The following is a 13599-nucleotide window of genomic DNA, read 5'->3' as shown; positions in this document are numbered from 1 at the left end:
ACCACCTGCACTACACCGCATTGCCGGACTGGGCACAGTCCCTGGGCATGGCCATGTCGATCATCCTGCTGGCGCCAAGCTGGGGCGGCATGATCAACGGCATGATGACCCTCTCGGGCGCCTGGCATAAATTGCGCACCGACCCGATCCTGCGCTTCCTGGTGGTGTCCTTGGCGTTCTACGGCATGTCGACCTTTGAAGGTCCGATGATGGCGATCAAGACTGTCAACTCCCTGTCCCACTACACCGACTGGACCATCGGTCACGTACACGCCGGCGCCCTGGGCTGGGTCGCGATGATCTCCATCGGCGCCCTGTACCACATGATCCCGAAACTCTTCGGGCGTGCGCAGATGCACAGCATCGGCCTGATCAACACCCACTTCTGGCTCGCGACCATCGGTACCGTGCTCTACATCGCTTCGATGTGGGTCAACGGCATCACCCAAGGCCTGATGTGGCGTGCAATCAACGACGACGGCACCCTCACCTATTCCTTCGTCGAAGCGCTGCAAGCCAGCCACCCGGGCTTTATCGTTCGTGCCCTGGGCGGTGCGTTCTTTGCCTCCGGCATGCTGTTCATGGCCTACAACGTGTTCCGCACCGTTCGCGCCTCGAACCCGGCTGAAGCCGAAGCCGCCGCTCAGATCGCTGTAGTTGGAGCTCACTGATGAAGCACGAAGTAGTCGAGAAGAATATCGGCCTGCTGGCCTTCTTCATGGTCATCGCCGTCAGCATCGGCGGCCTGACCCAAATCGTCCCGCTGTTCTTCCAGGACGTCACCAACAAGCCGGTGGAAGGCATGAAGCCTCGCACCGCACTGGAACTGGAAGGCCGCGACGTCTACATCGCCAACGGCTGTGTCGGCTGCCACTCGCAGATGATCCGTCCGTTCCGCGCTGAAACCGAACGTTATGGCCACTACTCGGTGGCCGGTGAAAGCGTCTGGGATCACCCATTCCTCTGGGGCTCCAAACGTACCGGCCCGGACCTGGCCCGCGTAGGCGGTCGTTACTCCGATGATTGGCAGCGTGCGCACTTGTACAACCCGCGCAACGTGGTGCCCGAGTCGAAAATGCCGGCTTACCCGTTCCTCGTGGAAAACAAGCTCGACGGCAAAGACACCGCGAAGAAAATGGAAGTCTTGCGCACGCTCGGCGTCCCTTACACCGACGAAGACATCGCCGGCGCCAAGGATGCTGTGAAGGGCAAAACCGAAATGGACGCGCTGGTGGCCTATCTGCAAGGCCTGGGCACCATCATCAAAAGCAAACGGTGATCTAGATGGATATCGGGATGATTCGAGGCCTGGGCACCGTTGTAGTGATGGTGGCCTTCATCGGCCTGGCGCTGTGGGTGTTCAGCCCCAAACGCAAGTCCGAGTTTGAAGACGCGACCTTGTTGCCCTTCGCGGATGATCCCGAAGCTATCAAGCACGTCGAGCAAGCTTCTAGGAGTAACAAAGAATGACTACGTTCTGGAGTCTGTACGTCACAGTCCTCAGTCTGGGTACCATCTTCGCCCTGACCTGGCTGCTGCTGTCGACCCGCAAGGGCCAGCGCGCCGAGCAGACCGACGAGACGGTTGGCCACTCGTTCGACGGGATCGAGGAGTACGACAACCCGCTGCCGAAATGGTGGTTCATGCTGTTTGTCGGCACCATCATCTTCGCCCTGGGTTACCTGGTGCTGTACCCGGGCCTGGGTAACTGGAAAGGCCTGTTGCCGGGCTACGCCTACCTGGATAACGACAAGAAAACCGAGTTCGCCAACGGCCAGTCCGGCTGGACCGGCGTGCACGAGTGGGAAAAGGAAATGGCCAAGTCGGACGCCAAGTTTGGGCCGATTTTCGCCAAATTCGCATCGATGCCCATTGAAGAAGTGGCCAAGGACCCGCAAGCCCTGAAAATGGGCGGTCGCCTGTTCGCCTCCAACTGCTCGGTGTGCCACGGGTCCGACGCCAAGGGGGCCTATGGCTTCCCGAACCTGACCGACGCCGACTGGCGCTGGGGCGGTGAGCCGGAAACCATCAAGACCACCATCATGGGCGGTCGCCATGCAGTCATGCCGGCCTGGCTGGACGTGATCAAAGAGCAAGGCGTGAGCGATGTCGCAGCCTTTGTCCTGACCAACCTCGACGGCCGCAAACTGCCTGAAGGCGTAAAAGCCGACCCAGTCAACGGCCAGAAGCTGTTCGCCGCCAACTGCGCCGTGTGCCACGGGCCGGAAGGTAAAGGCACCCCGGCAATGGGCGCCCCAAACCTGACTCACCCGGGCGCCTTTATCTACGGTTCGAGCTTCGCGCAACTGCAGCAGACCATCCGCTACGGCCGCCAGGGCCAGATGCCTGCCCAGGAACAACTGCAAGGCAACGACAAGGTTCACCTGCTGGCGGCTTACGTCTATAGCCTGTCCCACGGTGACAAGGCGGAAGAAGCCAAGTAAGGCACACGCCTGAACGCAACACCGAACGGCCCCGCCAATCAGCATTGGCGGGGCCGTTTTTTTTACCTGGCACAACTAGCGTTATGTCGCCCTGCCCCGCTGGATAATTTCTTGATCAGAGGCGCAACAGTAAGGTTTCTACATTGACCCAGCAGGCAGGCCCCCGACCCATCACCACACTTTCCAGTCGCGAGTTCAACCAGGACACAAGCGGCCTCAATGTCAGCATCGTCGAGATGTTGAGCATGCCGGAGGTGGCAGGCATCGAATTCAGCACGGAGCGCGCAGCGATTTCTCCTCGCGAAACGGACCTGACCTGATGTTCCTGCTCGACACCAACGTGATCTCCGAACTGCGCAAGCCCAACGCCAATCATGGGGTCAAGGTCTGGGCCCATGGCATAACGCCGAACCGGCTGTTTCTCTCGGCCATCACCTTGCTGGAACTGGAAACCGGAATACTGCGGGTGGAGCGCCGCGACCCGGATCAAGGTGCGTTGCTACGCTCTTGGCTGGAACGCCGAGTGCTGCTAGCTTTCACGGGGCGCATTCTGCCCATCGACAATGAAGTGGCGTTGCGCTGCGCTCAATTGCACATAGCGGACCGCAGCAACGAGTGCGGTGCATTAATTGCTGCGACCGCTCTGGTCCACGGGCTGACCGTGGTTACGCGCAACGTGGCGGACTTCGAACATTGCGGCGTACGCCTGCTCAATCCGTGGCAGGATTGAAGCGTGGGGCGCTAAAAACCGTCCATACTGCACATGTCAATTGATTCAAGTCATTACACTATCAATTGATTTCCCCCAACGCGACCAAAGGTCGCACCCGTGCGCCAGAGGGACAGGCGTATCATTGCGCCACTGCAAGACCTCTTTTTGACCGCGATCGGCACGTACTGATCGGGGCATTTTTCCACTGCCGTGGGATGCAATGATGAGCAATCAGATTCCTGTACACGACGTTACACCGCCTGCCAAAAACACGACTCAAAGCGTCGACCTCTACGCCTCCCGGGAAAAAATCTACACACGCGCCTTCACCGGTCTCTTCCGCAACCTGCGGATGATGGGTGGCGCCGGTCTGTTCCTCCTGTACTTCGGCACCGTCTGGCTCAACTGGGGTGGCCACCAGGCAGTCTGGTGGAACCTGCCGGAGCGAAAATTCTTCATCTTCGGCGCCACCTTCTGGCCCCAGGACTTCATCCTGCTCTCCGGGCTGCTGATCATCGCCGCCTTCGGCCTGTTCTTCATCACGGTTTACGCTGGCCGCGTATGGTGCGGCTACACCTGCCCGCAAAGCGTCTGGACGTGGATTTTCATGTGGTGCGAAAAGGTCACCGAAGGCGACCGCAACCAACGCATCAAACTCGACAAGGCGCCCATGAGCGCCAACAAGTTCCTGCGCAAACTGGGCAAACATAGCCTGTGGCTGCTGATCGGCTTTGTCACCGGCATGACCTTTGTCGGCTACTTCTCACCCATTCGTGAACTGGTCATCGAGTTCTTCACCGGCCAGGCCGATGGCTGGTCGTACTTCTGGGTGGGCTTCTTCACCCTCGCCACCTACGGCAACGCCGGCTGGCTGCGCGAGCAAGTGTGCATCTACATGTGCCCCTATGCGCGCTTCCAGAGCGTGATGTTCGACAAAGACACCCTGATCGTTTCCTACGACCCACGCCGCGGCGAGACCCGTGGCCCCCGCAAGAAAGGCGCCGACTACAAGGCGCAGGGCCTGGGTGACTGCATCGACTGCACCATGTGCGTCCAGGTCTGCCCTACGGGTATCGACATTCGGGACGGCCTACAAATTGAGTGCATTGGCTGCGCCGCCTGCATCGACGCCTGCGACAGCATCATGGACAAGATGGAGTACCCCCGCGGCCTCATCAGCTACACCACCGAGCACAACCTCTCCGGGCAGAAAACCCATAAACTGCGTCCGCGCCTGATCGGCTATGCCTTGGTGCTGCTGGCCATGATCAGCCTGCTGGTGACGGCGTTCTTCATGCGCTCGCTGGTGGGTTTCGACGTCAGCAAGGACCGGGTCCTGTACCGCGAGAACGCCGAAGGGCGGATCGAGAACGTCTACAGCCTGAAGATCATGAACAAGGACCAGCGCGACCACACCTATGTGCTGGACGCCTCGGGCCTGCCGGACCTCAAACTGCAAGGCAAGCGCGAGATCCACGTGGCCGCCGGCGATATCGTCAGCATGCCGGTGGAGCTCTCCAGCGCCCCTGAGCAACTGCCCTCGAGCGCCAACGAAGTGAAGTTCATCCTCAAGGACGCCGACGATGACAGCGTCCACGTTGAAGCCAAAAGCCGCTTCATCGGCCCACAAGTTCGTTAAAGAGAAGTGATCATGCCCACAGCCACCGCCACAAGCCCCTGGTACAAGCACCTCTGGCCCTGGATCATCATCGGTATCCTCGCCTGCTCGGTGACCTTGACCCTGTCCATGGTGACCATCGCCGTGAACAACCCGGACAACCTGGTCAACGACAACTATTACGAAGCCGGAAAAGGCATCAACCGCTCCCTCGACCGTGAACTGCTGGCCCAGACCCTGCAGATGCGCGCCAGCGTGCACCTGGACGAAGTGACCGGCGAAGTCGAGTTGCGCTTGAGTGGCAACAGCCAGCCCAAGACCCTGGAGCTGAATCTGATTTCCCCGACCCAGCCCGAAAAAGATCGCAAGATCAGCCTGACCCGCAGTGAAACCGAGCAAGGCCGCTACATTGGCCAACTGACCGACCGGATCGAAGGCCGGCGCTTTGTCGAATTGCTGGGGGTTGAAGGTGAAAAAACCTGGCGCATGTTCGAAGAAGAGCAGGTCAGCCACGACAAGGACCTGCTGCTGGGCGACGAGCCGCTGCAAGGCGCGGAAGACCTGAAGAAGTAAGCGCCTGACCATCGCCGGCAAGCCGCCCCTCTGTGCAGGTGTCGGCTTGCCGGCGATGACGCCCTTCCAGACGATATAGAATCCCGATGACCGAGCCCCTGCCCTGTTACCACTGCGCCCTGCCGGTCCCTGCCGGCAGCCGGTTCACCGCCGTCGTTCTTGGCGCCAACCGTGAATTCTGCTGCCCGGGCTGCCAGGCCGTGGCCGAGGCGATCGTCGCCGGCGGCCTGGAGAGCTACTACAGCCATCGCAGTGAAGCTTCCGCCAACCCCCAAGCCCTGCCGGTGCAACTGGTGGACGAGCTGGCGCTCTATGACCGCCCCGACGTGCAGCAGCCCTTTGTGCGTCATGACGGTGAACTGGCAGAAACCACCCTGTTGATGGAAGGCATCAGTTGCGCCGCCTGTGGCTGGCTAATCGAAAAACACCTGCGCAGCCTGCCGGCCGTGGCCGAGGCGCGGCTGAATCTGTCCAACCACCGCCTGCACGTGCGCTGGGCCGACAGTGACCTGCCCTTGAGCCAGGTGCTCAGCGAGCTGCGCCAGATCGGTTACGCCGCCCACCCCTACCAAGCCGACCGCGCCAGCGAACAACTGGCCAGCGAAAACCGCCTGGCGCTGCGCCAATTGGGCGTAGCGGGCCTGCTGTGGTTCCAGGCGATGATGGCAACCATGGCCACATGGCCAGAATTCAATATCGACCTGAGCCCGGAGCTGCACACCATCCTGCGCTGGGTCGCGCTGTTCCTCACCACCCCCATCGTCTTCTATAGCTGTGCGCCGTTCTTCAAGGGCGCCATGCGCGACCTGCGAACCCGCCACCTGACCATGGACGTGTCGGTGTCCCTGGCCATCGGCGCGGCTTACTTGGCCGGAATCTGGAGTGCCATCACCGGCGTCGGCGAGCTGTATTTCGATGCCGTGGGCATGTTCGCCCTATTCCTGCTGGCCGGCCGTTACCTGGAGCGCCGGGCCCGGGAGCGCACTGCCGCGGCCACCGCGCAACTGGTCAACCTGCTGCCGGCTTCATGCCTGCGCTTGAGCGACGACGGCCAGAGCGAACGCATCCTGCTCAGTGAGCTGCGCCTGGGGGATCGGGTGTTGGTGCACCCCGGCGCTATCCTGCCGGCGGACGGCAAGATCCTCGACGGCCAGTCGAGCATTGACGAATCCCTGCTCACCGGCGAATACCTGCCACAACCGCGCAACCAGGGTGATGCGGTCACCGCCGGCACGCTGAACGTCGAAGGCGCGCTGACCGTGGAAGTCCTGGCCCTGGGCCAGGACACTCGCCTCTCGGCCATCGTGCGCCTGCTGGATCGCGCCCAGGCGGAAAAACCCCGGCTGGCGGAAATCGCCGATCGCGCCGCCCAGTGGTTTCTCCTGCTGTCGCTGATTGCTGCGGCCGCCATCGGCCTGTTGTGGTGGGAGCTGGATCCGTCCCGGGCCTTCTGGATTGTCCTGGCGATGCTGGTCGCCACCTGCCCTTGCGCGCTGTCCCTGGCAACGCCGACCGCCTTGACCGCGGCCACCGGCACCTTGCACAAACTCGGCCTGCTGCTGACCCGCGGCCATGTGCTGGAAGGCTTGAACCAGATCGACACGGTGATTTTCGACAAGACCGGCACCCTCACCGAGGGGCGCCTGGCCTTGCGCGCCATACGCCCGTTGCGAGACCTGGACAGCGACCAGTGTCTGGGCCTGGCTGCGGCCCTGGAAAATCGCTCCGAACACCCGATTGCCCGTGCTTTCGGTCGAGCCCCCCAGGCTGCCGAAGACGTCACCAGCGCGCCCGGACTTGGCCTCGAAGGCCAGGTCGGCGAGCAACGTCTGCGGATCGGCCAACCGGCGTTTGTCTGTGAGCTCAGCGGCTGCGCGGTCCCGCCGATGCCTGAAGAAGCCGGTCAATGGCTGCTGCTCGGTGACGCTCAAGGCGCCCTGGCCTGGCTGGTCCTCGACGACCGCCTGCGGGCCGACGCCCCGGCCCTGCTGGCGGCCTGCAAGGCCCGAGGCTGGCAGACCCTGCTGCTGTCCGGCGACAGCTCGCCGATGGTCGCCAGTGTTGCGGCGGAGCTGGGGATTGACCAGGCCCGTGGCGGCCTGCGCCCCGATGACAAGTTGCAGGTGCTGCAAGACCTGCATCGGCAAGGGCGCAAGGTGCTGATGCTCGGCGACGGGGTCAACGACGTACCCGTGCTGGCGGCGGCGGACATCAGCGTGGCCATGGGGTCGGCCACTGACCTGGCGAAAACCAGCGCGGACGCGGTGCTCTTGTCCAACCGCCTGGACGCCCTGGTCCAGGCCTTCGGTCTGGCGCGACGCACCCGTCGAGTGATCATCGAGAACCTGCTGTGGGCCGGCCTGTACAATGGCCTCATGTTGCCGTTCGCCGCCCTCGGCTGGATCACCCCCATCTGGGCGGCAATCGGTATGTCCGTCAGCTCCTTGACCGTGGTGCTCAATGCGTTGCGCCTGACCCGCATGCCTCGCGTGCCGGAGCCCGTCACCTTGTCAGAAACCCGCCCGTTGCCGGCCTGAGCCGCACGCGCCTGGAGTCCAGATGCCCGCCCTCTACGTGATGATTCCCGCCGCCCTGCTGATCGTGGCCATCGCCGTGTACATCTTCTTCTGGGCGGTGGACAGCGGCCAGTACGACGACCTCGACGGCCCGGCCCACAGCATTCTGTTTGACGACCAAGACCCCAACCACACCGCTGCCGTGGACCAGGCCAACAACCCGTCCAAAGCAGAACGCCCAACCGACAACGACCAGGCGCCGCCCCGTGCTTGAGCTGGCGCCACTGCTGGTGTCAGCCCTGATCCTCGGCCTGCTGGGGGGCGGGCATTGCCTGGGCATGTGCGGTGGCCTGATGGGTGCCCTGACCCTGGCCATTCCCAAGGAGCAACGCAGCCGGCGGTTTCGCCTGCTGCTGGCTTACAACCTGGGGCGCATCCTCAGTTACGCCAGCGCCGGCCTGTTGATCGGCCTGGCGGGCTGGGCGGTGGCCAGCAGCCCCGCGGCGTTGTTCTTGCGCTACCTGGCCGGGCTGCTGTTGATCACCATGGGCTTGTACCTGGCGGGCTGGTGGAGCGGCCTGACTCGAATTGAGAGCCTCGGACGCGGCCTATGGCGGCACATTCAACCCGTGGCCAACCGGCTGCTGCCAGTCTCCAGCCTGCCCCGCGCCCTGCTGCTCGGTGCCCTGTGGGGCTGGCTGCCTTGCGGGCTGGTCTACAGCACCCTGCTGTGGGCTGCCAGCCAGGGCAACGCCATCGACAGCGCCCTGCTGATGCTGGCGTTCGGCCTAGGCACCTGGCCGGTGCTGCTGGCCACGGGCCTGGCCGCCGAACGAGTCACGGCCCTGCTGCGCAAACGCAGTGTGCGCATGGCCGGCGGCCTGCTAGTGATGTTGTTCGGCCTCTGGACCTTGCCTGGGCCCCACCAGCGCTGGTTGATGGGGCATTAAACTCAGCGCCGGCCGCCCGATGCATCAGGGCCCCACGGGCTTTCCAGCCTCTGAACACCCTTGATACAAATCAAGATGGCCTCCCCATGAAGCTCATAGACTCGCGAACACTGCCAGCCTATCCGGGGGAATTCCCGCATGCTCGACGCCATTCGTTGGGACTCAGATCTGATCCGCCGTTATGACCTGGCGGGACCACGCTACACCTCCTATCCGACCGCCGTTCAATTCAACAGCCAGGTCGGCAGCTTCGACCTGCTGCACGCCTGCGCGACAGCCGCAAAGTCTTGCGCCCACTGTCGCTGTATGTCCACGTGCCGTTTTGCGCGAACATTTGCTACTACTGCGCCTGCAATAAAGTCATCACCAAGGACCGCGGCCGCGCCCAGCCCTATCTGCAGCGCCTGGAGCAGGAGATCCAACTGATCGCCTGCCACCTGGACCCGTCACAGAAGGTAGAGCAACTGCACTTTGGCGGCGGCACCCCGACCTTTCTCAGCCACGACGAACTGCGTCAGTTGATGACGCACCTGCGCAAGCACTTCAACCTGCTGGACGACGACTCGGGCGACTACGGCATCGAGATCGACCCACGGGAGGCCGACTGGTCGACCATGGGCCTGCTGCGGGAACTGGGCTTCAACCGTGTGAGTATCGGCCTGCAGGACCTCGACCCGGCCGTGCAGCGGGCAGTCAATCGCCTGCAAAGCCTGGAGGAAACCCGCGCAGTGATCGAGGCCGCACGGACCTTGCAGTTTCGCTCGATCAACATCGACCTGATCTACGGCCTGCCAAAACAGACACCCGACAATTTTGCGCGCACCGTGGAAGAAGTCATCAGCCTGCAACCGGACCGGCTCTCGGTGTTCAACTATGCCCACCTGCCGGAGCGCTTCATGCCCCAGCGGCGGATCAACAGCAACGATTTGCCAGCCGCTGCCGACAAACTGCAGATGCTGCAACGCACCATCGAACAACTGACTGCTGCCGGCTATCGCTACATCGGCATGGACCATTTCGCCCTGCCGGACGACGAGCTGGCCATCGCTCAGGAAGAGTCGACCCTACAACGCAACTTCCAGGGCTACACCACCCACGGCCATTGCGACCTGATCGGGCTCGGGGTGTCGGCCATCAGCCAGATTGGCGATCTGTACTGCCAGAACAGCAGCGACCTGACTCAATACCAGAACGCCCTGGCCGGCGCGCAACTGGCCACCAGCCGGGGCCTGGTGTGCAACACCGATGACCGCCTGCGCCGCGAGGTGATTCAGCAACTGATCTGCAACTTCAGTCTGCGCTTCGAGGACATCGAGCGGGCCTTCAACATCGACTTTCGCGGGTACTTCAATGAGCTATGGCCGCAGTTGCAAGCCATGGCCAGTGACGGCCTGATCGAGCTGGGCCCTCAGCAGATCCAGGTCCTGCCGGCCGGGCGCTTGTTGGTGCGCTCGGTGTGCATGGTGTTCGATGCCTACTTGGGGCAGCAGAACCGCCAGCGGTTTTCCCGGGTGATCTAGGACTTCATCGCCAGGGACGCCGCTTTCATCAGCAGTTCAGGGCTCAGCCCGGCCTCTTTCAAGGCTTTGGCCAGCGCCATGTTGGCGGTCATCAAACCAGCGTTGAGACCGGCCATTGCCGATTGCAGAGCGGCCACCTTGGCCTGGGACTCTTCGGGCGACAGGCGCCGATTGGCCATCACGGCTTGCAGCTCGGCAAGTTTTTCGGCGATTTGTTGCTTCAGTTTGCGAATCATTTTGAGAATGTTCTGAATATTCTCGGGCAGACCGCTCTCTTCGATATCGCGGTCATCGGCACTGGACGCCGCTGCCCGCTGCAGGCCTACACCGGACAGCGACACTTTGACGCTCTGCGCCGTCTGGGAATGTTCAGCCAGGGGCGACACCTCCAGAGGCGAGCTGGCCGCCTCAGTCAAGGCCTCGCCAGTCGCCTGCAAGTGACTGTTGCCATTGGTAATACCGCCAATTGGGGGCATAAAGGAGGCACTCGATGTTGTTTCAGATACCGGGTTATCGACCCCAAAAGGTATTGCTTTACGACTAAGCGCCAATACGCCTTGGACTGGCCGGAACCTCCTCCCGTGAGTTACCCTTACGGCTTATGTGTGTTTTCCCACAAGGATTCTAGAATGTCCGAGCCAGTTAAACTGCGCGCTCACAACCAGGCCCATTGCAAGGATTGCAGCCTGGCCCCCCTCTGCCTGCCACTTTCTTTGAATCTGGAAGACATGGATGCGCTGGACGACATCGTCAAACGTGGCCGCCCGCTCAAGAAAGGCGAGTTCCTTTTCCGCCAAGGCGATAAATTCGATTCCGTGTATGCCGTTCGTTCCGGCGCACTGAAAACCTTCAGCCTGAGCGACAGCGGCGAAGAGCAAATCACCGGTTTCCACCTTCCCAGCGAACTGGTGGGCCTGTCCGGCGTCGACACCGAAAGCCACCCGGTGTCGGCCCAGGCGCTGGAGACCACCTCAGTCTGTGAAATCCCCTTTGAACGCCTCGACGAACTGGCCCTGCAGTTGCCTCAACTGCGTCGCCAACTGATGCGCGTGATGAGCCGCGAGATTCGCGACGATCAGCAAATGATGCTGCTGCTGTCGAAAAAGACTGCCGACGAACGCATTGCCACCTTCCTGGTCAACCTGTCGGCGCGTTTCCGGGCCCGTGGGTTCTCGGCCAACCAGTTCCGCCTGAGCATGTCGCGCAACGAAATCGGCAACTACCTGGGCCTGGCGGTCGAGACCGTGTCCCGTGTGTTCACGCGCTTCCAGCAGAACGAGTTGCTGGCGGCCGAAGGCAAGGAAGTGCACATCCTCGACCCGATCCAACTCTGCGCCCTGGCCGGCGGTTCCCTGGAAGGCTGACCCTGGCGGTTTGCGGCTGAGCCAAGTGGCCCAGCCGCGGTTATACTGGCGCGGCTCATTTGCCCGCCAGGACACTCCGAAAATGGCCTTCGACCCCTTCGATATCAAATCCCTGATCCGCCCCGTCATCGACTTTCCCAAGCCGGGCGTGATCTTCCGCGACATCACCCCGCTGTTCCAATCGCCCAAGGCCTTGCGCCTGGTGGCCGACAGTTTCGCCCAGCGTTATGTCGAAGAAGACTTCAGCCACATCGGCGCCATGGACGCCCGTGGCTTCCTGATCGGTTCGATCATTGCCTACCAGTTGAACAAACCGCTGATCCTGTTCCGCAAGCAAGGCAAGCTGCCGGCCGATGTGCTCGCCGAGGGCTATCAGACCGAGTACGGCGAAGCCTATCTCGAAGTCCATGCCGACAGCCTGTGCGAAGGCGACTCGGTGTTGATGTTCGATGACCTGATCGCCACCGGTGGCACCCTGATCGCTGCCGCCAACCTGGTGCGACGCATGGGGGCGAAAATCTTCGAAGCCGCGGCCATCATCGACCTGCCGGAACTGGGCGGCTCGCAAAAGCTGGAAGACATGGGCATCCCGACCTTTTGCCTGACCCAGTTTTCCCTGACCGAACGCTAAACGCCCTACCCCACTCGCAGGCAGCCCGCTTCAGCCGAAGACGGGCGAGCCTGCGCAGTCAGAGCCCCATCTGCTTGCTGATGATTTCATTCATCACTTCACGGGTCCCGCCTCCGATGGAGAGGATCCGGTTGTCGCGGTACAGGCGCTCCACCAGGCTGTCACGTATGTAACCCATGCCCCCGAGGATCTGCACGGCGTCATGGGTGATGCGATCGGCGGTATCGGTGGCAAAGTTCTTGGCCATGGAAATTTCCTTGATCACGCTCTTGCCCGCCGCCATCTTCGCCGCCTGGCGATAGGTGAATTCCCGCGACACCTCCAGCGCCGTGGCCATTTCCGCCAAGCGATGCTTGAGCACCTGGAATTTGCCAATGGGCTTGCCGAAGGCTTCGCGCTGCCGTGCCCACTTCAGGCTTTCTTCCAACGCCAGTTGCGCGGTCATGTTGGCCATCAGCGCCAAGGCCAAACGCTCGCTCTGGAAGTTGCCCATGATGCAGGCGAAGCCCATGTTTTCCGCCCCAATCAAATTGCCCACCGGCACCCGGCAGTTATCAAAGAACAGCTCGGCGGTGTCCGACGCCCACCAGCCCATCTTCTTCAGGGGCTGACCGACGGTGAATCCCGGGGTGCCCTTCTCGATCAACAGCAGGCTGATGCCGCCGAAACCCGGCTCGCCAGTGCGCACCGCGACGGTGTAGAAATCCGCGCGCACACCACTGGTGATAAAGGTCTTGCTGCCGCTGACACGGTAAACGTCGCCCTCGCGCACGGCGCGGGTTTGCAGGTTGGCCACGTCCGAACCACCGCTGGGCTCAGTGATCGCCAAGGCGCTGATGCAGGCCCCGGAGAGCACCTGGGGCACCACACGCTCACGCACCTCGGGGCGGGCCCATTTGACGATCGGCGGGAGGCCGATATCCAAAGACCCCAAGCCTGCCACCAAACCACCGGAGCCACTGCGCATCAGCTCTTCGCTGGCGGCAATCTTGGCGAACAGGTCGCCTTCATGGCTGCCCCCCAGCGATTCGGGATAGCCGATACCGAGAATTCCGGCGGCGCCGGCCTTGAGGTACAGCTCCCGAGGGAAGCTCGCCGCCTCTTCCCATTGATCGATCTCGGGGAGAATTTCACGCTCGACGAAACGGCGAACGCTGTCGCGGACCAACTGATGGCTAGGGTCGAAGTATTCCTGGCAGGCAGACATCGGCAAGCTCCTCTGAAGGGTCGAGGGAACTTACCAAGCGCTTGCTTGGTTATCAAGATACTCT

15 protein-coding genes and 1 pseudogene are annotated in these 13599 nt (G+C 62.2%); 14 read left to right on the top strand and 2 right to left on the bottom strand.

Going from position 1 to position 13599, the window contains the following annotated elements; translation table 11 throughout:
* From M1B35_RS22405 to hemN, 12 genes and pseudogenes are all read left to right on the top strand, one after another.
* The coding region (locus M1B35_RS22405) for a cbb3-type cytochrome c oxidase subunit I (protein WP_268263104.1) at positions 1 to 671 on the top strand (671 nt) is incomplete at its 5' end.
* Entirely contained in the window at positions 671 to 1279 is a 609-nt protein-coding gene (ccoO, locus tag M1B35_RS22400) for a cytochrome-c oxidase, cbb3-type subunit II (RefSeq protein WP_011060240.1), read from the top strand. The genes M1B35_RS22405 and ccoO, both read left to right, overlap by 1 nt.
* Before the next feature lie 5 nt (positions 1280 to 1284).
* Entirely contained in the window at positions 1285 to 1470 is a 186-nt protein-coding gene (locus M1B35_RS22395; RefSeq protein WP_003175465.1) for a CcoQ/FixQ family Cbb3-type cytochrome c oxidase assembly chaperone, read from the top strand.
* On the top strand, positions 1467 to 2444 hold the full coding sequence (ccoP, locus tag M1B35_RS22390; protein WP_268263103.1) for a cytochrome-c oxidase, cbb3-type subunit III: 978 nt from the start codon (positions 1467 to 1469) through the stop codon (positions 2442 to 2444). Before M1B35_RS22395 ends, ccoP begins: the two co-directional genes overlap by 4 nt.
* A gap of 143 nt (positions 2445 to 2587) precedes the next feature.
* The gene (locus M1B35_RS22385; RefSeq protein WP_268263102.1) at positions 2588 to 2764 is read left to right on the top strand and encodes a hypothetical protein; all 177 of its coding nucleotides are present in this window, start codon (positions 2588 to 2590) and stop codon (positions 2762 to 2764) included.
* Entirely contained in the window at positions 2764 to 3174 is a 411-nt protein-coding gene (locus M1B35_RS22380; protein WP_268263101.1) for a type II toxin-antitoxin system VapC family toxin, read from the top strand. The genes M1B35_RS22385 and M1B35_RS22380 overlap by 1 nt, the downstream gene beginning before the upstream one ends.
* 205 nt (positions 3175 to 3379) lie before the next feature.
* Entirely contained in the window at positions 3380 to 4795 is a 1416-nt protein-coding gene (gene ccoG, locus M1B35_RS22375; RefSeq protein ID WP_123334317.1) for a cytochrome c oxidase accessory protein CcoG, read from the top strand.
* Between the two features lie 12 nt (positions 4796 to 4807).
* The gene (locus M1B35_RS22370) at positions 4808 to 5347 is read left to right on the top strand and encodes a FixH family protein (protein WP_123330625.1); all 540 of its coding nucleotides are present in this window, start codon (positions 4808 to 4810) and stop codon (positions 5345 to 5347) included.
* An 86-nt stretch (positions 5348 to 5433) separates the two neighbouring features.
* Positions 5434 to 7884 carry a heavy metal translocating P-type ATPase gene (locus M1B35_RS22365; protein WP_268263100.1) on the top strand — a complete coding sequence of 817 codons (2451 nt, stop codon included), beginning with the start codon at positions 5434 to 5436 and terminating at the stop codon, positions 7882 to 7884.
* Positions 7885 to 7906: 22 nt separating this feature from the next.
* A complete protein-coding gene (gene ccoS, locus M1B35_RS22360) occupies positions 7907 to 8137 on the top strand; it encodes a cbb3-type cytochrome oxidase assembly protein CcoS (RefSeq protein ID WP_123330621.1) in 231 nt (76 codons plus the stop codon).
* Positions 8130 to 8813 (top strand): sulfite exporter TauE/SafE family protein, encoded by a 684-nt coding sequence (locus tag M1B35_RS22355; protein ID WP_268263099.1) that lies wholly within the window; start codon positions 8130 to 8132, stop codon positions 8811 to 8813. The genes ccoS and M1B35_RS22355 overlap by 8 nt, the downstream gene beginning before the upstream one ends.
* Before the next feature lie 138 nt (positions 8814 to 8951).
* A pseudogene (gene hemN / locus M1B35_RS22350) lies at positions 8952 to 10333 on the top strand (oxygen-independent coproporphyrinogen III oxidase).
* Here hemN and M1B35_RS22345 read toward each other — a convergent pair.
* Entirely contained in the window at positions 10330 to 10809 is a 480-nt protein-coding gene (locus tag M1B35_RS22345) for a hypothetical protein (protein ID WP_268263098.1), read from the bottom strand. The pseudogene hemN and the gene M1B35_RS22345 overlap by 4 nt on opposite strands.
* A gap of 153 nt (positions 10810 to 10962) precedes the next feature.
* Here M1B35_RS22345 and fnr point away from each other — a divergent pair, with 153 nt between their 5' ends.
* Both fnr and M1B35_RS22335 read left to right on the top strand, forming a co-directional pair.
* Positions 10963 to 11697 carry a fumarate/nitrate reduction transcriptional regulator Fnr gene (fnr, locus tag M1B35_RS22340; RefSeq protein WP_123330613.1) on the top strand — a complete coding sequence of 245 codons (735 nt, stop codon included), beginning with the start codon at positions 10963 to 10965 and terminating at the stop codon, positions 11695 to 11697.
* Between the two features lie 82 nt (positions 11698 to 11779).
* Entirely contained in the window at positions 11780 to 12328 is a 549-nt protein-coding gene (locus tag M1B35_RS22335) for an adenine phosphoribosyltransferase (protein ID WP_123330611.1), read from the top strand.
* Between the two features lie 58 nt (positions 12329 to 12386).
* On the opposite strand, the gene M1B35_RS22330 is transcribed toward M1B35_RS22335, so the two are convergent.
* Positions 12387 to 13535, bottom strand: a complete 1149-nt coding sequence (locus M1B35_RS22330) for an acyl-CoA dehydrogenase family protein (RefSeq protein ID WP_268263097.1) — start codon at positions 13533 to 13535, stop codon at positions 12387 to 12389.
* Positions 13536 to 13599 lie beyond the last annotated feature (64 nt).

The organism is Pseudomonas morbosilactucae (assembly GCF_023241665.1).
Taxonomy (GTDB): Bacteria; Pseudomonadota; Gammaproteobacteria; order Pseudomonadales; family Pseudomonadaceae; genus Aquipseudomonas; species Aquipseudomonas morbosilactucae.
The sequence above is the reverse complement of the archived record's forward strand: the minus strand, read 5'-3'. Positions and strand labels throughout refer to the sequence as shown.